This is a genomic window from Halomonas sp. NYA30 (assembly GCF_976980765.1).
Map to the genome: position 1 here is coordinate 47,870 of NZ_OZ334477.1, position 18,077 is coordinate 65,946.

An 18,077-nucleotide genomic window follows, 5' to 3' on the forward strand; every position below is an offset into this window, starting at 1 on the left:
TCAAGGCAAGCGGTCATGACAATGTAAATTGAAATGAATTCGTTTGAACCTTGAGCCAAGTTTGATTCGCTTTTGCTGCCTTCGGCTAGTCCTTGGGTAAGCGAGTAAGAATCACAATGATTGTAAACTGAAGAGTTTGATCATGGCTCAGATTGAACGCTGGCGGCAGGCCTAACACATGCAAGTCGAGCGGTAACAGATCTAGCTTGCTAGATGCTGACGAGCGGCGGACGGGTGAGTAATGCATAGGAATCTGCCCGATAGTGGGGGATAACCTGGGGAAACCCAGGCTAATACCGCATACGTCCTACGGGAGAAAGGGGGCTCCGGCTCCCGCTATTGGATGAGCCTATGTCGGATTAGCTAGTTGGTGAGGTAACGGCTCACCAAGGCGACGATCCGTAGCTGGTCTGAGAGGATGATCAGCCACATCGGGACTGAGACACGGCCCGAACTCCTACGGGAGGCAGCAGTGGGGAATATTGGACAATGGGGGCAACCCTGATCCAGCCATGCCGCGTGTGTGAAGAAGGCCCTCGGGTTGTAAAGCACTTTCAGCGAGGAAGAACGCCTGTCGGTTAATACCCGGTAGGAAAGACATCACTCGCAGAAGAAGCACCGGCTAACTCCGTGCCAGCAGCCGCGGTAATACGGAGGGTGCAAGCGTTAATCGGAATTACTGGGCGTAAAGCGCGCGTAGGTGGCTTGATAAGCCGGTTGTGAAAGCCCCGGGCTCAACCTGGGAACGGCATCCGGAACTGTCAGGCTAGAGTGCAGGAGAGGAAGGTAGAATTCCCGGTGTAGCGGTGAAATGCGTAGAGATCGGGAGGAATACCAGTGGCGAAGGCGGCCTTCTGGACTGACACTGACACTGAGGTGCGAAAGCGTGGGTAGCAAACAGGATTAGATACCCTGGTAGTCCACGCCGTAAACGATGTCGACCAGCCGTTGGGTGCCTAGCGCACTTTGTGGCGAAGTTAACGCGATAAGTCGACCGCCTGGGGAGTACGGCCGCAAGGTTAAAACTCAAATGAATTGACGGGGGCCCGCACAAGCGGTGGAGCATGTGGTTTAATTCGATGCAACGCGAAGAACCTTACCTACCCTTGACATCCTGCGAACCCGGAAGAGATTCCGGGGTGCCTTCGGGAACGCAGAGACAGGTGCTGCATGGCTGTCGTCAGCTCGTGTTGTGAAATGTTGGGTTAAGTCCCGTAACGAGCGCAACCCTTGTCCTTATTTGCCAGCACGTAATGGTGGGAACTCTAAGGAGACTGCCGGTGACAAACCGGAGGAAGGTGGGGACGACGTCAAGTCATCATGGCCCTTACGGGTAGGGCTACACACGTGCTACAATGGCCGGTACAAAGGGCGGCGAGCTCGCGAGAGTCAGCGAATCCCTTAAAGCCGGTCTCAGTCCGGATCGGAGTCTGCAACTCGACTCCGTGAAGTCGGAATCGCTAGTAATCGTGAATCAGAATGTCACGGTGAATACGTTCCCGGGCCTTGTACACACCGCCCGTCACACCATGGGAGTGGACTGCACCAGAAGTGGTTAGCCTAACGCAAGAGGGCGATCACCACGGTGTGGTTCATGACTGGGGTGAAGTCGTAACAAGGTAGCCGTAGGGGAACCTGCGGCTGGATCACCTCCTTAAACGATGCGTCACGCGTCGGTAAGCGTCCACAATGAATTACCTGATCAGATAGCTGCTGATACGCAGTGATAAGTGCTCTGTTTTTTCACGTTAAAAAGAAAAAATAGCTTTTAAGGTTTTGTAAATCTTTAAAGGTCTTTTTCTTCTTTTTAAGCCGAAAGAACGCTTATCACTGCTTATAGCAGTCGCTCTTTAACAATGTATATCATGCTGACAAGAACATACCGCAAGGTATGGTCTTAAATTGTGATACGTCTCAAGCGTATCCGGCAAAATGAAACGTGATCATTGCGAGTCCAGACTCCTTGGGGTTATAGGGTCAAGCAATGAAGCGCACACGGTGGATGCCTAGGCAGCCAGAGGCGATGAAAGACGTGGTAGCCTGCGATAAGGCTCGGTGAGGTGGCAACAACCTGTGACCCGGGCATTTCTGAATGGGGAAACCCACCGACCATAAGGTCGGTATCGTACACTGAATACATAGGTGTACGAGGCGAACCAGGGGAACTGAAACATCTAAGTACCCTGAGGAAAAGAAATCAACCGAGATTCCCCTAGTAGCGGCGAGCGAACGGGGACCAGCCCTTAAGCATGTGACTGATTAGGCGAATGCGTTGGGAAGCGCGGCCGTAGCGGGTGATAGCCCCGTAGTCGAAAATCTGATCATGTGAAATCGAGTAGGTCGGGGCACGAGAAACCTTGACTGAAGACGGGGGGACCATCCTCCAAGGCTAAATACTCCTGGCTGACCGATAGTGAACCAGTACCGTGAGGGAAAGGCGAAAAGAACCCCGGAGAGGGGAGTGAAATAGATCCTGAAACCGTGTGCGTACAAGCAGTAGGAGCAGACTTGTTCTGTGACTGCGTACCTTTTGTATAATGGGTCAGCGACTTATATTCAGTGGCGAGGTTAACCGTATAGGGGAGCCGTAGGGAAACCGAGTCTTAACTGGGCGACACAGTCGCTGGATATAGACCCGAAACCGAGCGATCTATCCATGAGCAGGGTGAAGGTTGAGTAACATCAACTGGAGGCCCGAACCAGGATCTGTTGAAAAAGATTTGGATGACTTGTGGATCGGAGTGAAAGGCTAATCAAGCTCGGAGATAGCTGGTTCTCCTCGAAAGCTATTTAGGTAGCGCCTCACGTAGTACCGCCGGGGGTAGAGCACTGTTTCGGCTAGGGGGTCATCCCGACTTACCAACCCGAGGCAAACTCCGAATACCGGTGAGTAACGCGTGGGAGACACACGGCGGGTGCTAACGTCCGTCGTGAAAAGGGAAACAACCCAGACCGTCAGCTAAGGTCCCGAAATCCTGGTTAAGTGGGAAACGATGTGGGAAGGCTCAGACAGCTAGGAGGTTGGCTTAGAAGCAGCCATCCTTTAAAGAAAGCGTAATAGCTCACTAGTCGAGTCGGCCTGCGCGGAAGATGTAACGGGGCTAAACCAGGTACCGAAGCTACGGGTTCATTCTTAGGAATGAGCGGTAGAGGAGCGTCGTGTAAGCCAATGAAGGTGAATTGAGAAGTTCGCTGGAGGTATCACGAGTGCGAATGCTGACATGAGTAACGATAAAGGGAGTGAAAAACTCCCTCGCCGGAAGACCAAGGGTTTCTGTTCGACGCTAATCGGAGCAGAGTGAGTCGGCCCCTAAGGCGAGGCCGAAAGGCGTAGTCGATGGGAAACGGGTCAATATTCCCGTACCGGACATGGTTGCGATGGGGGGACGAAGAAGGCTAGGTGAGCCAGGCGTTGGTAGTCCTGGTGAAAGTGAGTAGGCAAGCGGTTTAGGTAAATCCGGACCGCTCTTTCAAAGAGAATGCCGAGACACGAAACGAACTGACCACGGTCAGGAAGTCACTGATGCCACGCTTCCAGGAAAAGCCTCTAAGCTTCAGATCATGTGCGACCGTACCCCAAACCGACACAGGTGGTCAGGGTGAGAATCCCAAGGCGCTTGAGAGAACTCGGGTGAAGGAACTAGGCAAAATGGTGCCGTAACTTCGGGAGAAGGCACGCCGGCGTAGGGTGAAGAGACTTGCTCTCTAAGCCCGAACCGGTCGAAGATACCAGGTGGCTGCAACTGTTTATTAAAAACACAGCACTCTGCTAACGCGCAAGCGGACGTATAGGGTGTGACGCCTGCCCGGTGCCGGAAGGTTAAATGATGGTGTTAGCCGCAAGGCGAAGCTCTTGATTGAAGCCCCGGTAAACGGCGGCCGTAACTATAACGGTCCTAAGGTAGCGAAATTCCTTGTCGGGTAAGTTCCGACCTGCACGAATGGCGTAATGATGGCCACGCTGTCTCCACCCGAGACTCAGTGAAATTGAAATCGCCGTGAAGATGCGGTGTACCCGCGGCTAGACGGAAAGACCCCGTGAACCTTTACTATAGCTTCACACTGGACGCTGATGTTGCCTGTGTAGGATAGCTGGGAGGCTTTGAACTCTGGACGCCAGTTCGGAGGGAGCCAACCTTGAAATACCAGCCTGGCATCATTGGCGTTCTCACTCAGGTCCGTTATCCGGATCGAGGACAGTGTGTGGTGGGTAGTTTGACTGGGGCGGTCTCCTCCTAAAGAGTAACGGAGGAGCACGAAGGTACCCTCAGCACGGTCGGACATCGTGCATTGAGTGCAAGAGCATAAGGGTGCTTGACTGCGAGACAGACACGTCGAGCAGGTGCGAAAGCAGGTTCTAGTGATCCGGTGGTTCTGTATGGAAGGGCCATCGCTCAACGGATAAAAGGTACTCCGGGGATAACAGGCTGATACCGCCCAAGAGTTCACATCGACGGCGGTGTTTGGCACCTCGATGTCGGCTCATCACATCCTGGGGCTGAAGTCGGTCCCAAGGGTATGGCTGTTCGCCATTTAAAGTGGTACGCGAGCTGGGTTTAGAACGTCGTGAGACAGTTCGGTCCCTATCTGCCGTGGGCGTTGGATGTTTGAGAAGGGCTGCTCCTAGTACGAGAGGACCGGAGTGGACGACCCTCTGGTGTTCCGGTTGTCACGCCAGTGGCATTGCCGGGTAGCTATGGTCGGACGGGATAACCGCTGAAAGCATCTAAGCGGGAAGCCCCCTTCAAGATGAGACATCCCTGAGGCCTAGAGCCTCCTGAAGGGCCCAGCGAGACCAGCTGGTGGATAGGCACGGTGTGGAAGCGCTGCAAGGCGTTGAGCTAACGTGTACTAATGGCCCGTGAGGCTTGACCCTATAACACCCAAGGGGTCTGGTCGTAATGATGACGCACCATTAAAAGCCGGATATGCATGCTAAGCCAAGTGGTTAAGACACAGGGCTTGGCAATGAGACGATCACAGTTTAGTTAAAACAGTCAGCATGATATATAGCCAGTTACGCCTGACGACCATAGCACGCGTGAACCACCTGATCCCTTGCCGAACTCAGCAGTGAAACCGCTTAGCGCCGATGGTAGTGTGGGGTCTCCCCATGCGAGAGTAGGTCATCGTCAGGCACTTATACCGCAGAAAACCCAGCCACCCGGCTGGGTTTTTTGTGTGTGTGGAAGAAAAATATCTCACTCTTCCTATTCATACTAACGTGCGGTTTTCTGGCGTTTTATGTCAGAATGCACTCCTCCAGGAGGATTGCCCATGACTCAGATGCGCTGGGAACAGCTACTTTCCCCACGTCGTCTTCACGACCAACGCTCGACAAGTACTCGTGAAATCGGTCGTAGCCCGTTTCATAAAGACCATGACCGGATTGTTTTCTCAGGCTCGTTCAGGCGTCTTGGTCGCAAGACACAGGTGCATCCACTAACAGAAAACGATCATATCCATACTCGCCTAACTCACTCGTTAGAAGTTGGCTGTGTCGGCCGTTCTCTGGGTATGATTGTCGGAGAATTACTGCGTGATCGCTTGCCAGAATGGATAACGCCCGCTGATCTTGGGGTCATTGTGCAAACGGCGTGCCTGGGCCATGACATCGGGAACCCCCCCTTTGGTCATGCCGGTGAGTATGCTATCCGCGATTGGTTTCAGCGTGCTCAAAGCAGTGGGCTATTAGAAGGCCTTTCAGACGCAGAGCGCGAGGATCTGTTGACCTATGAAGGCAATGCTCAGGGCTTTCGGGTGATTACCCAGATCGAATATAACCAGTTTAATGGTGGTATGCGGCTATCAGCAGCCACCCTGGGTGCACTGCTTAAATACCCTTGGACGGTTCGTTACAGCGGACGCGCGGGCAAATTCGGCGCTTACCAGTCAGAGCAGGTGTTGCTCAAAGAAGTGGCTGAAGCGGTAGGTTTGTTGCCGCAAGGCGAGCAGCGCTGGTGCCGCCACCCGTTGGCTTGGCTTGTCGAAGCCGCCGATGATATTTGTTACGCCCTGTTAGACCTGGAAGATGGTTTAGAAATGGGTATTCTGCGCTATGAAGAAGTCGTCGAAATACTGCGTCAAATTGCCGGAGAGTTCCCGCCTGAATATGCCGATATGCAAGCCCGTAATGTCTCCCAGCGGCGGCGTATCGCGTTACTCCGTGGTGCTGCTATGGAACGTGCCGTCAATGATGTCGGCGCGGTGTTTGTACAGCATGAGCAGGCCCTGCTAAGCGGCACCCTCAGTGATGACCTATTAGAGCTGTGTCACCCCGACCTTGGATGGGGTGTTCAGGCGGCGAAGCAGCTTGCCCGAGAGCGTATTTTCCAAAACGAGCGTAAAGCGAAATTAGAGATTGGTGCCTATACGACGCTAGGTATTCTCTTGGAAGCTTTTATTGGTGCTGCCCACGAGCTACATCACACCGGGCATTCATCGTTTAAACATCAGCGTGTGTTGGCCCTGATTGGCGAAAACACGCCGCTGCCTTCTTGGCCGCTTTATGATAGCTACCGCCGAATGCTGGACTTTATCGGTGGGATGACGGACCACTATGCAGTCGATCTTGCCCAAGAGATGGGCGGGCGGTTACGCGGCGACTAAGCCGCACATTATACGGACGGCTGGCGGAGATGTTTGAGTTCCATCAGCCGTGCCCGCTCCAGCAAGATATGGATAACTTTATCGTGAATGGCATCGCTCATCTGTCCCGGCGTTATCTCGGTGAGCTGTTGGGCAAGTTGCTCGCCACTCACCACTAAGATATCCGGCGAGGCCTCGCTGGTATCAATCTCCCAGCCGGGCAGCACTAATACTCCTTTAACCGGTACCGGCATACCGCAGCGGCGCTCTAACCATTGACTGAGCCAGCTAACGCCTTGGCGCGTTTTATGCAGTGGCCGGCGCTCTTGCCAATGTGGAAAGCGTAGCCGCTCACGCTCTACCGCCACTGTGTTGAGTTCGTTGCCATCAGTACCAATAGCGAGCGTTCTTGCCCTTGTTTCCACCACAAAAACACCGTGAGGAGTTACCACCACGTGATCAATCGTGAAGCTATCGGTGGGGACATCATGAAATACGTAGTAGGGGTGGGCCTCAGGGCGGACTAAACGCTCAAGCTCTTGGCCAACGGCAAGCTCGCAAGCGAGGCCTAATTTTAGTCGCCGAATACGTTGATAATCACGCACCAGCAGCAGTGAAAACGTCAGTACTAGCAGCGTGCTGAGTAGCCCATATAAAGCCCATTCGACCCAATCTTGTTGGTCCACAAAAAGCATGCGGCCCATGCCATACACCAGAGGGGCTAAGCTAATGATGGGGCCTAACGCCCCGTTTAGAAATAGGCTGGAAAAAGCTTGGTCAAGGCGATAGCGCAGCGCCTGGCCCGGTTCATGAAGGGGAGCCTTGAAGGGCGAATGGACGCGCGCATCGTGTAGGTTGCGCAGCGCCAGGACAATACTGGCCATTGCCGCCATGGGGAATAAAAAAATGAGGGGTAGCAAGTATTCCAGCCAAGCCATTGCAGTGCCTTGCCCTATAGCGACTTACTTAACGGTAAGTCTTGGTGGTGTAGAGGCTTTAACCCCCTGCGAGTTTAACCTGATAGCCGAGTGCACTGAGCTCCTGGCGCAGAACATCACGATGGTCGCCTTGTATTTCAATAATACCGTCTTTAACGGCTCCGCCCGTCCCGCAACGTTTTTTAAGCGTTTTTGCTAACGTTTTAAGTTCCTCACCAGACAAAGGGATGCCGCTAACCGTGGTAACCCCTTTGCCTTTACGGCCGCTGGTTTCGCGTCGAATGCGCACTATGCCATCTAGCTCGGCTAAGCGCTGTTGTTCGCTTACATCATCACAGTGACAGGCTTCAAGTGCTTCCCGACAGGTGGGGCAGGTTTTACCATGTTCGGTGGAGTAAACCAGCCCACCCAATTGGTCACGTAAAGAGGCCATTATTATCCTCCGATAGAGTGTTGGGGCACGGGGGTCTGCCAATATTCACGCGTGAGACGCTCCACTACGGCGGGTAACTGATACATATTGCTGATCATAATGGCATTTTCAGGCGTTTCTTCGGCATCCGGGAAACGATTTAAATGAATCACCGTCATCCCCGCTTGCAGTGCTGCGCGAACACCGACTAATGCATCGTCTATTGCGATACAGTCACGCGCTGCATAGCCCATGATACTGGCTGCGTGTAAATGTAAACAGGGTTCAGGCTTCCAGCAATTGGCGGTATAGCCACTGAAAAAGCGGTTTCCAAAATAATGGCTAAGTCCTGTGGCTTCTAGCGCCGTAAGAATTTTACTTTCAGGCCCATTAGAAACAACCGCACTCGGATAAGAATTCAGTATATCCAGCGCTTCACGGGCACCTGGTATGGTCGTCAACTCCTGGGCAAGCCGAGTCGCTAGATTGGCTCGCATAGTGATTTCCATGCGCTCAAGCCGATCAGGATCAACATCACCATAGCGCTGTTGAAGTTCAGCAACGATACGCCGAAAGCGCGCTCCACGAAATTCACCGAGGTAATCGGTAGTAGCAAACGGCAGCCCTACTGAATTAAGCCCGGCGGCCATCTCTTCGGCCAGTAGCGGTTCGCTATCGACGAGGGTGCCATCACAGTCAAACAGCAAAAGTGGGAGCGGCATTACGGTTCCTTGCAGCGACTTTAGCGCTGCCAGTGTTAGTTGAAGCCATCTATACTGCTATTGAACGGGATTTTACGCCATTTGTGAACACTGTTTTGTTATTTTTTGCTTGCCTGAACGCGACTCTTGAGACAGCTTAAACGGCTACGCTCATTTTGGTGGCTGCTGTTGTCTGTCATCTAGCTTCAGAACACGCTGTCGCGCTAGCGTTGGAAACGGCCAAGCTGCGCTGAAGAGATAGTAGGGATACACTATTCTGTCATAACCAAAACATGGAGAACGTCCGATGCGATTCACCCCTTGGATCCTACCCTTAGCCCTCAGCGCTGCTTTGCTAACGACGACTGGCTATGTGTTTGCTGATAATCATGAAACGGAAGGCGAACAGCACGAGCCTCTTAATGATGAAGCGCTTGAAAAGGAATACGGTATTAAAGCCGGATCGGTAAAACGTGACGACGTGGCGTCATCTAGCGATGCCGAGGATACTAATGAGCAGACCCGTGTGCGTGAAGAAGAAGAGGAGGAAGAGAAGAACGAAGAAGTAGCCACCAGCGCAGGCGAGGATGACGTAGAGTTAGAGACTGGCAAGAGTGAAGAGCGAAACCCAGAGGCTGGCACAGGCGGTACTGGCAGTCCGGATGATGCTATTCATAGCAGCGAAGAAGAAAATAGCGAAGATGGCGATGGAGACACTGACGATAACGAGTAACGTCAGTGCCTGAAACATTATTTAGCTAGACGGCGTGAGTTAGCACTGCTGCGCTGATGATAAGGCTTCATTGTGAGCTGGCTGGTGACCCACCAAGGGGCTAGCTGGCCATTCATAGAGTTAAACAATGCTTTCTGCATTTCGAGGCCAGCTTCCATGCTGGCCTCGAGCTTTTCGGTGACCATTTTTTGATTTTCTTTCATCATTTTAGGACTGAAGAAAGGCTGTGTTTGCCATAAGTGATTGCGCATAGTGATGGTCGACAGAGAAGTGGACCATAGTTCAAACGCCATTAGGCCCGCCTTCCAAACATCGAACATCGCTAACGGAGTGGTGGGCATCAGTGGCGCCATTGTGGAGCTTTTCATGAGTATTAGCCTCTCTATTTGAACACGAAACCTCGTGGACTCATCACCAGTGTTAGCGTATCAATGCTGCAATGCAATATGTATTTCGTCGAGCATAACGTGGATTAGGTAAAAAAAAGACGACCGATTTGGTCGTCTTTATAGTCAGCAATGGAAGTATCAGGTTTACTTGATTTTAGGAGCCAGCTCACCGCGCTCATAGCGCAGGGACATCTCTTCTAAACTGATCGGTTTAATCTTGCTAGCGTTGCCTGCAGTACCAAACGCCTCATAGCGCGCAATACATAGGTCACGCATCGCCGTAACGGTCTCTTTAAGGAATTTACGCGGGTCGAATTCGGCAGGATTTTGTGCCAGAAAACGACGGACAGCGCCGGTAGATGCTAGGCGTAGGTCGGTATCGATATTCACCTTGCGTACGCCGTGCTTAATCCCTTCAACGATCTCTTCCACCGGAACGCCGTACGTTTCTGGAATCTGGCCGCCATACTGATTAATCACTTCCAACCACTCTTGCGGCACGGATGAAGAGCCGTGCATGACGAGGTGGGTGTCCGGAATCCGCGCATGGATCTCTTTAATGCGCTGGATAGAGAGCGTATCCCCGGTCGGTGGCTTGGTGAATTTATAAGCGCCGTGGCTGGTGCCAATGGCAATGGCCAACGCGTCTACGTGCGTCGCTTTGACGAATTCGGCAGCTTCTTCGGGGTCGGTCAGTAGCTGTTCCATATCCAGCTTGCCTTCAGCACCAATGCCATCTTCTTCACCGGCCATGCCTGTTTCCAGGCTGCCCAGGCAGCCCAGTTCACCTTCAACGGAAACACCACAGGCGTGGGCCATTTCGACTGCACGACGGGTAACGTTCACGTTGTAGTCATAATCGGTGGGTGTTTTGCCATCTTCGCCCAGTGAGCCATCCATCATCACCGAGGAGAAGCCAAGCTGGATAGAGCGCTGGCAAATTGCAGGGCTAGTGCCGTGATCCTGATGCATGACCACCGGGATATGGGGGAACTCTTCTACGGCCGCTAAAATCAGGTGGCGTAGAAATGGGGCGCCAGCATATTTACGAGCGCCAGCAGAGGCTTGCACGATTACCGGTGAATCGGTGGCATCAGCAGCTTCCATAATGGCGCGCATCTGCTCAAGATTATTAACGTTAAATGCCGGGATGCCGTAGCCGTATTCGGCGGCATGGTCGAGCATTTGGCGCATGCTGATCAGAGCCATTAAATCACCTTATCTAAGTTTTAAAAAAAGCATGTTGTCACAATGGGGCTAGTAACACCGCGGCTTTATTGCACGGGTGGTTTAAGTCGCCCCATATTAACCGCGTTTGGCGGCAGCTTCGAGCGCTGCTACGGCGGGCAACTGCTTGCCTTCGACATACTCAAGGAAAGCACCGCCGCCGGTGGAGATATAGGAAACACGATCAGCAATAGCATATTTATCAATGGCCGCTAACGTATCACCACCGCCCGCAATCGAGAAACCTGAGCTATCAGCGATAGCCTGGGCGATAACCTGGGTGCCTTTGCCGAACTGATCGATTTCAAATACCCCGACGGGGCCATTCCACAAAATGGTGCCAGCATCTTTAAGCATACTGGCCAAGTGAGCGGCGGTATCGGGGCCAATATCTAAAATCATCTCGTTGTCAGCTACTTGATCGACCGGTTTGACGATGGCCTCTGCCGATTCGGAAAACTCAGTGGCCACCACGACATCGGTGGGTAACGGAATCGAAACCTTCTCCATCAGGGCTTTTGCCTGGCCAATCAAATCGGCTTCATGAAGTGATTTGCCGACATTATAGCCCGCAGCGGCGATAAAGGTGTTGGCGATGCCGCCGCCCACGATCAGCTGGTCGCATTTATCGGCCAGCGCGGTAAGCACGTCCAGTTTGGTAGAGACTTTTGAGCCACCCACAATCGCCGCCATGGGGCGTGCCGGATTCGCCAGGGCTTTCTCTAAGGCATCCAATTCTTGGGCAAGCAGCGGGCCCGCGCAGGCGCTGGGGGCAAAGCGCGCCACACCATGGGTAGAGGCTTGTGCTCGGTGGGCGGTGCCGAAGGCATCCATGACAAAGATATCGCACAGCGCGGCGTACTGCTGCGCCAGCTGTTCGTCATCTTTTTTCTCGCCGCTATTGAAACGCACGTTCTCTAGTAGCACGACATCGCCGTTGGCGATTTCTAACGTCTCACCAAGATACGCTTTGATTAGCGGCACGGGGCGACCTAACAGCTCCCCCAAATGCTCAGCCACCGGCGCGAGTGAGAATTCTTCGGCGGGCTCGCCTTCAGTAGGGCGACCTAAATGGCTCATGAGCATCACTTTTGCCCCCGCTTTCGCCGCTGCTTGAATGGTTGGCAGGGCGGCTCGCAGGCGGGCGTCACTGGTGACGCGGCCATGTTTGATGGGCACATTCAAATCTTCACGGATCAGCGCGCGTTGTCCTTCCAGGGGAAGGTCAGTCATCTTTTTCACGTTCATGTGAGCGGTTTCCTCGTGTTTATGCCATTGAGCTGAAAGTAAAAAGTAAACCAATAATGCCAACAGGTTATGTCTGTGCCGAAAGTGTGGCCAATCGCTGACTAATATCGAGCATCCGGTTAGCGAACCCCCACTCATTATCGAACCAGCACAACAGCTTGATAAGGCGCTTACCGGCCACCCGTGTTTGGGTGGCATCGAGAATGCCTGAGCGCGGGTCGTGGTTGAAATCAACCGACGCCATAGGTGCTTCAGTATAGCCAAGTACGTCCTTTAAGCGCTGCTGACTGGCGGCCAGCAGCAGCGCATTGACATCATCCCGGTGAGTATCACGGCGAACCGTCAACGCGACATCCATCGCAGAAACATTGATGGTAGGAACGCGTACGTGCAGGCACTCGAAACGGCCCGCCAGGTGAGGCATTAAGCGGCTGATGCCGAGCGCCAAGCCGGTATCCACTGGCACAATGGAGTGCATTGCCGAGCGGGTAAGACGCAAGTCGGTTTGATGATACGCATCAATCACCGGCTGGTCGTTCATCGCCGAGTGAATGGTCGTGGTGACACCGTGCTCAAGGCCGAGCGCTTCATCCAGAACGGTTAACAGCGGCACAAGACAGTTGGTGGTACACGAAGCGGCAGAAAGGATGCGCTGGGAAAGCGCCAGCTCGCCTTCATTAATACCCCATACAATGGTGGCGTCGACATCATTTTCCGCAGGCTGGGAAAACAGCAGCCGCTTAGCGCCTGCCTCTAAATGCTGCTCGGCGGTGGCGCGATCTTTAAAGCTCCCAGAGCACTCTAGCACCAGGTCCACATCAAGCGCCTTCCAGGGCAGCTTGCGTGGGTCTTGTTCGCATAGCACCTGAATGCGTTGGCCGTTGACCACTAGACACTCACCGTCGTTATCTACCTCACCTGGGAAGCGGCCATGGGTAGTGTCATAGCGGGTCAAGTAGGTGATAGTGGCAAGATCAGAGAGCTCGTTAATGGCGACCACTTCAATTTCCGGGTGGTGCCGCTCAACGAGCGCCCGAAGCACGCATTGGCCAATGCGTCCGTAACCGTTAATGGCGATGCGATACCGGGGAGCAGAATTAGCCATGCAGAAGGGCGGCTCTTAAAAGTGAATCAATGATGAAAATGACGTCGAAAACCGTGGAATGATAACGCATTTCTGCCAGCGATTCTTATCAGTTGCCGGTTCCTGTCAGCCACCCATCCCTAACAGCCGCCAGGCGAGAGGTAGCAACACGGCAGTGAAAATGCCGGTAAGGCTCATTCCCAGCGAGGCAAATGCGCCGGCTGTGGGGCTGAGTTCAAACGCTCTAACGGTACCAATCGCATGACCGTTAAGCCCAAGCGCAAAACCGATCAGGCGTTCGTCATCAATATGTAAAAAGCGCGCGGCGAGACTGACACAGGGAATCGTGATGACCCCAGTGATCAACAGCGCCCCTAACAGTAGCGCTACCGTGCCTCCAAGCTGCTCGGTAATACCAATCGCAATCGGCGCAGTAACGGATTTGGCCGCAATGGAGGCGAGTATCGTGTCCGAACTACCCAGTAACCAGGCAATTGCCAGCGAATAGAAAGCCGCTAGCGCCGCGGCGATGGGTAAACAAATCGCCAAAGGCCGCCATAGTTCAACGATACGCGGTAACTGTTGATAAAGCGGCATGCCTAGCGCCACCGTGGCTGGCCCCAGTAGCACCGTTAACCAAGTGGCCCCTTGCTGGTAGGTAGCGTAAGGCAGCCCTATCAGGGCTAATGCCCCTGCCAATAGCAGCGCCGCGATCAAAATGGCGGGCAGCCAAGAGGGACGTTTTAGGCGCTGAAATAGCCCGTTACCAATTAGATAAGCGGTAAGCGTTAACCCCACCGCAAACAATGGCGTGGTGGTTAACAGGGCGAGCAGCGATGAATCATCGGACATGAGACTGTCCGATGAGGCGTTTAAGCAGCCAAAGCGTAGTAAACACGCTGAGTAATGTGCCTAGTACTAGCGCGATAAGAATAGCGCTCCATTGCCCGGCCAGCTCGCCGATAATAAAAAACACCCCCACTACGCCGGGCATTATCAGCATAGCGAGTAGGGCAATTAGCGGCTGGGCGGCAGCAGCAATGCTGCCAGGAACGCGACCACGAATAGCGAGAGTAACGCACAGCAGCAACATGCCGATAACGCCTGACGAGATCGGCAAAGCGGTGACGCGAATCACCACTTCACCGATCAGCCAGTAGCTAATCAACCATAGAAAGCCACTGAGTGCGGGCATGGCTTAGCCGAGTAGTTCGTTGGCTTGCTTGACCACATTTTCGACGGTAAAGCCGAAGTGCTTGAACAGGTCGCCCGCCGGGGCGGATTCGCCGTAAGTGGTCATGCCGATCACGCGGCCTTCCAGACCTACATACTTGTACCAGTAGTCGGCGTGAGCAGCTTCGATAGCGATACGCTTGGTGACTGCTTTAGGCAGCACGCTCTCACGGTACTCAGCGTCTTGACCGTTAAAGCGGTAAGCCGAGGGCATGGAGACTACGCGTACGGCTTTGCCTTGCTGCTCAAGCTCGGCAGCGGCGTCCATCGCCAACGACACTTCTGAGCCGGTGGCAATCAGTATCAACTCCGGCGTTCCTTCGCTGTCCTTGAGAACGTACGCACCGTTTTGGATCGCTGCCAACTGCGCTTTCGTGCGCTGCTGGTGGGGCAGGTTCTGGCGTGACAGTACTAGTGCGGTGGGGCCTGAGTGGCGCTTGATGGCGGCATCCCAAGAGGCGGCGGTTTCCACTGCATCACAAGGGCGCCAAGTATTGAGATTCGGCGTGGTACGCAGGTTGGTAAGTTGCTCAATCGGTTGGTGGGTCGGGCCATCTTCACCCAGGCCAATGGAGTCGTGGGTGAACACGTAAATCACCTGCTGGCCCATCAGCGACGCCATGCGGATCGAGTTACGCATGTACTCCATGAAGATCAGGAAAGTCGCGCCGTAGGGCACTAGGCCACCATGCAGGGCGATACCGTTCATGACCGCCCCCATGCCAAACTCACGGACACCGTAGTGCAGGTAGTTACCGCTGGCGTCTTCCGGGGTGATCGCCTTAGCGCCTTTCCAGAAGGTCAGGTTGGAGGGCGCCAAATCGGCACTGCCACCCAGCAGTTCCGGCATTTGCGGGCCAATCGTATTCAACACTTCAAAGGAAGCTTTGCGAGACGCGATGGTCTCTCCGCGTTCTTGGGCCTGCTCGATCAGTGCTTCAGTGGCAAGTTCGGTGGGCAGCTGGCGCTTCATTCGGCGCTTAAACTCCCGCGCTTCGCTGGGGAAGGCCTCGGCATAGCGAGCAAAGCGCTCATCCCACGCCTGCTGGGCTGCTTTTCCAGCGGCACGGGCATCCCAGGCGGAGTAGATGGGCTCAGGGATATGGAACGGAGCGTGGGGCCAATCAAGCTGGATGCGGGCCAGGGCGACTTCGTCATCACCCAATGCCGCACCGTGGGCTTCCTCTTTGCCCTGCTTGTTGGGCGCGCCAAAACCGATGATGGTTTTGCAAATAATCAGGCTCGGCTTATCGTCGTGGCTCTTGGCCAGCTCAATAGCGGCTTTTACTTCTTCGGGCTTGTGACCATCGACATTCGGTACCACGTGCCAGCCGTAAGCTTCAAAACGCTTGGCGGTATCGTCGGTAAACCAGCCTTCGACTTCGCCATCAATGGAGATGCCGTTGTCGTCATAAAGCGCGATCAATTTACCCAACTGCTGGGTACCCGCTAGTGAGGCCGCTTCGTGGGAGATGCCTTCCATCAAGCAGCCGTCACCCAGGAAACACCAGGTGTGGTGATCAACAATGCTGTGGCCAGGGCGATTGAACTGCGCCGCCAGGGTTTTTTCTGCAATCGCAAAGCCTACCGCATTGGCAAAGCCCTGGCCGAGCGGGCCGGTGGTGGTCTCAATGCCCGGCGCGTAGCCGAATTCCGGGTGGCCCGCGGTGGGCGAGTGCAGCTGGCGGAAATTCTGCAGTTGTTCCAGGCTTAGCTCATAGCCGCTTAGGTGCAGTAGAGAGTAAAGCAGCATGGAGCCGTGACCATTGGAAAGCACGAACCGATCACGATCGGCCCACTTGGGGTCTTCGGGATTGTGCTTGAGGTAGTCATTCCATAGCACCTCGGCAATATCCGCCATGCCCATGGGCGCACCAGGGTGGCCGGACTTGGCCTTCTGAACGGCATCCATGGAAAGCGCGCGAATGGCATTGGCTAGCTCAAAACGGGATGGCATGGGGGTGCTCCTCGCCTGGAAACAGAAATTATAAAGCCGCTATTGTCGCTGACTTCCCATGTTGCGGCAAATATGATGGCAAATTCTGGTAAGCGCGTTCTGGGAAGCATCGCCGACAGCGTGTAGACTCTGCCCCCCGAAGTGGTGGAGAAAGTGGTGCTGCCGCTTCTCTTACGGGCAGGAGTTACCTGCCATGATTTCCTGCTGATGCTGTGGATTAGAGACAGCCGTCATACAGAGGGTCGAGTGCGCGATGAGCGAATATTCCCTGTTTACCTCCGAGTCCGTCTCCGAAGGTCATCCCGATAAGATTGCCGATCAGATCTCTGACGCGGTGTTAGATGCCATCATCGCCCGTGATAAACAGGCGCGTGTTGCCTGTGAAACCATGGTAAAAACCGGGGTGGCGATCATTGCCGGCGAAATTACCACCTCCGCCTGGGTTGATTTAGAAACTCTCGTGCGCGATGTGATTATCAGCATCGGCTATAACTCGTCTGATGTCGGCTTTGATGGCGCGACTTGTGGCGTGGTTAACCTGATCGGTAAGCAGAGTGTCGATATTGCCCAAGGCGTCGACCGTACCAAGCCGGAAGATCAGGGCGCAGGCGATCAGGGCTTAATGTTTGGCTACGCGACCAACGAAACTGATTCGTTTATGCCCGCGCCGATCCACTACTCGCACCGTTTAGTCGAGCGTCAGGCCGAACTGCGTAAAAATGGCCTACTGCCGTGGCTGCGCCCGGATGCCAAGAGCCAGGTCACCTTCCGCTATAATGCCGAAGGCCAGCCTTGCGGTGTCGATGCCATCGTGCTTTCCACGCAACACGATCCTGACATCGATCAGGAAGATCTGCGTAAAATGATCAAGCGCGAGGTCATTGAGCAAGTGATCCCCGCTGAATGGTTGGATGAGCACACCCAGTACCACATTAACCCGACCGGCAAGTTCGTCATTGGCGGCCCGGTAGGCGATTGTGGCCTAACGGGGCGTAAGATCATCGTCGATACTTACGGCGGCATGGCACGTCACGGTGGTGGTGCATTTTCAGGCAAAGACCCCTCTAAAGTTGACCGCAGTGCCGCCTATGCGGGTCGCTATGTGGCTAAAAATATTGTTGCGTCGGGCCTGGCAGACAAGTGTGAGATTCAGGTTTCTTACGCCATTGGTGTGGCCGAACCCACCTCGGTTTCTATTGATACCTTTGGTACCGGCAAAATTGACGATAAGCAGATCGTTGCGCTGGTTCGCGAGCATTTCGATCTGCGCCCCTACGCAATCACCAAAATGCTCGACCTGCTCCACCCGATGTATCAGCTCACTGCTGCTTACGGCCACTTTGGTCGTGCGCCGTTCGAGCACAGCTACACTTGGAGCGACGATAAAGGCGAAGAACATACCGAAACCTTTACCGCCTTTCCGTGGGAAAAAATTGATAAAGCCGATGCGCTGCGCAAGGCGGCCAATTTGTAAGACATTCGCTACCGCGTTTGTAAGCAATGTATGAAATCGCCCCTTTGGCTCCGGCCGGGGGCTTTTTTTATGCGCGGCTTCGAAGCCCTGCGC

Annotated in this window: 13 protein-coding genes and 3 rRNA genes; 6 read left to right on the plus strand and 10 right to left on the minus strand. The window is 54.1% G+C overall.

Features of this window, described 5'->3' with window-relative positions:
* The first annotated feature begins 124 nt into the window (after positions 1–124).
* The 4 genes from ACWI0H_RS00220 to ACWI0H_RS00235 all read left to right on the plus strand — a co-directional run bounded on the left by ACWI0H_RS00220 (position 125) and on the right by ACWI0H_RS00235 (position 6,609).
* A 16S ribosomal RNA gene (locus tag ACWI0H_RS00220) occupies positions 125–1,657 on the plus strand.
* Positions 1,658–1,975: 318 nt separating this feature from the next.
* Positions 1,976–4,876 (plus strand): 23S ribosomal RNA (locus ACWI0H_RS00225).
* Positions 4,877–5,022: 146 nt separating this feature from the next.
* Positions 5,023–5,138, plus strand: a 5S ribosomal RNA gene (gene rrf, locus ACWI0H_RS00230).
* The 16S, 23S and 5S rRNA genes sit together here, the layout of an rRNA operon.
* 139 nt (positions 5,139–5,277) lie before the next feature.
* Positions 5,278–6,609, plus strand: coding sequence for a deoxyguanosinetriphosphate triphosphohydrolase (locus ACWI0H_RS00235; RefSeq protein ID WP_339935558.1), 1,332 nt, complete (start codon positions 5,278–5,280; stop codon positions 6,607–6,609).
* Between the two features lie 8 nt (positions 6,610–6,617).
* Here ACWI0H_RS00235 and ACWI0H_RS00240 read toward each other — a convergent pair whose 3' ends face one another.
* Genes ACWI0H_RS00240 through ACWI0H_RS00250 form a run of 3 tightly spaced genes read right to left on the minus strand, consistent with a single transcriptional unit; the run spans position 6,618 to position 8,660 of the window.
* Positions 6,618–7,526: a nuclease-related domain-containing protein gene (locus tag ACWI0H_RS00240; RefSeq protein ID WP_485874519.1), complete on the minus strand. Its 909-nt coding sequence runs from the start codon at positions 7,524–7,526 to the stop codon at positions 6,618–6,620.
* 58 nt (positions 7,527–7,584) lie between these two features.
* Positions 7,585–7,959, minus strand: a complete 375-nt coding sequence (locus ACWI0H_RS00245; RefSeq protein WP_485874520.1) for a translation initiation factor Sui1 — start codon at positions 7,957–7,959, stop codon at positions 7,585–7,587.
* Between the two features lie 2 nt (positions 7,960–7,961).
* Positions 7,962–8,660 carry an HAD family hydrolase gene (locus ACWI0H_RS00250; RefSeq protein ID WP_485874521.1) on the minus strand — a complete coding sequence of 233 codons (699 nt, stop codon included), beginning with the start codon at positions 8,658–8,660 and terminating at the stop codon, positions 7,962–7,964.
* 286 nt (positions 8,661–8,946) lie between these two features.
* Here ACWI0H_RS00250 and ACWI0H_RS00255 point away from each other — a divergent pair, with 286 nt between their 5' ends.
* Positions 8,947–9,372 (plus strand): hypothetical protein, encoded by a 426-nt coding sequence (locus ACWI0H_RS00255; RefSeq protein ID WP_485874522.1) that lies wholly within the window; start codon positions 8,947–8,949, stop codon positions 9,370–9,372.
* A gap of 17 nt (positions 9,373–9,389) precedes the next feature.
* On the opposite strand, the gene ACWI0H_RS00260 is transcribed toward ACWI0H_RS00255, so the two are convergent.
* From ACWI0H_RS00260 to tkt, 7 genes are all read right to left on the minus strand, one after another.
* Positions 9,390–9,665: a hypothetical protein gene (locus tag ACWI0H_RS00260; protein WP_332870631.1), complete on the minus strand. Its 276-nt coding sequence runs from the start codon at positions 9,663–9,665 to the stop codon at positions 9,390–9,392.
* A gap of 240 nt (positions 9,666–9,905) precedes the next feature.
* Positions 9,906–10,970, minus strand: a complete 1,065-nt coding sequence (gene fba / locus ACWI0H_RS00265; RefSeq protein ID WP_485874523.1) for a class II fructose-bisphosphate aldolase — start codon at positions 10,968–10,970, stop codon at positions 9,906–9,908.
* Positions 10,971–11,066: 96 nt separating this feature from the next.
* Positions 11,067–12,236, minus strand: coding sequence for a phosphoglycerate kinase (locus ACWI0H_RS00270; RefSeq protein ID WP_485874524.1), 1,170 nt, complete (start codon positions 12,234–12,236; stop codon positions 11,067–11,069).
* Between the two features lie 67 nt (positions 12,237–12,303).
* The gene (locus ACWI0H_RS00275) at positions 12,304–13,341 is read right to left on the minus strand and encodes a type I glyceraldehyde-3-phosphate dehydrogenase (protein WP_485874525.1); all 1,038 of its coding nucleotides are present in this window, start codon (positions 13,339–13,341) and stop codon (positions 12,304–12,306) included.
* A gap of 105 nt (positions 13,342–13,446) precedes the next feature.
* Entirely contained in the window at positions 13,447–14,172 is a 726-nt protein-coding gene (locus ACWI0H_RS00280) for an LrgB family protein (RefSeq protein ID WP_485874526.1), read from the minus strand.
* Positions 14,162–14,515: a CidA/LrgA family protein gene (locus ACWI0H_RS00285; protein ID WP_485874527.1), complete on the minus strand. Its 354-nt coding sequence runs from the start codon at positions 14,513–14,515 to the stop codon at positions 14,162–14,164. The genes ACWI0H_RS00280 and ACWI0H_RS00285 overlap by 11 nt, the downstream gene beginning before the upstream one ends.
* Before the next feature lie 3 nt (positions 14,516–14,518).
* Complete coding sequence (gene tkt / locus ACWI0H_RS00290) at positions 14,519–16,510, minus strand: transketolase (RefSeq protein ID WP_485874528.1); 1,992 nt, start codon at positions 16,508–16,510, stop codon at positions 14,519–14,521.
* 253 nt (positions 16,511–16,763) lie between these two features.
* Here tkt and metK point away from each other — a divergent pair, with 253 nt between their 5' ends.
* A complete protein-coding gene (gene metK, locus ACWI0H_RS00295; RefSeq protein WP_008959646.1) occupies positions 16,764–17,984 on the plus strand; it encodes a methionine adenosyltransferase in 1,221 nt (406 codons plus the stop codon).
* Positions 17,985–18,077: the final 93 nt, after the last annotated feature.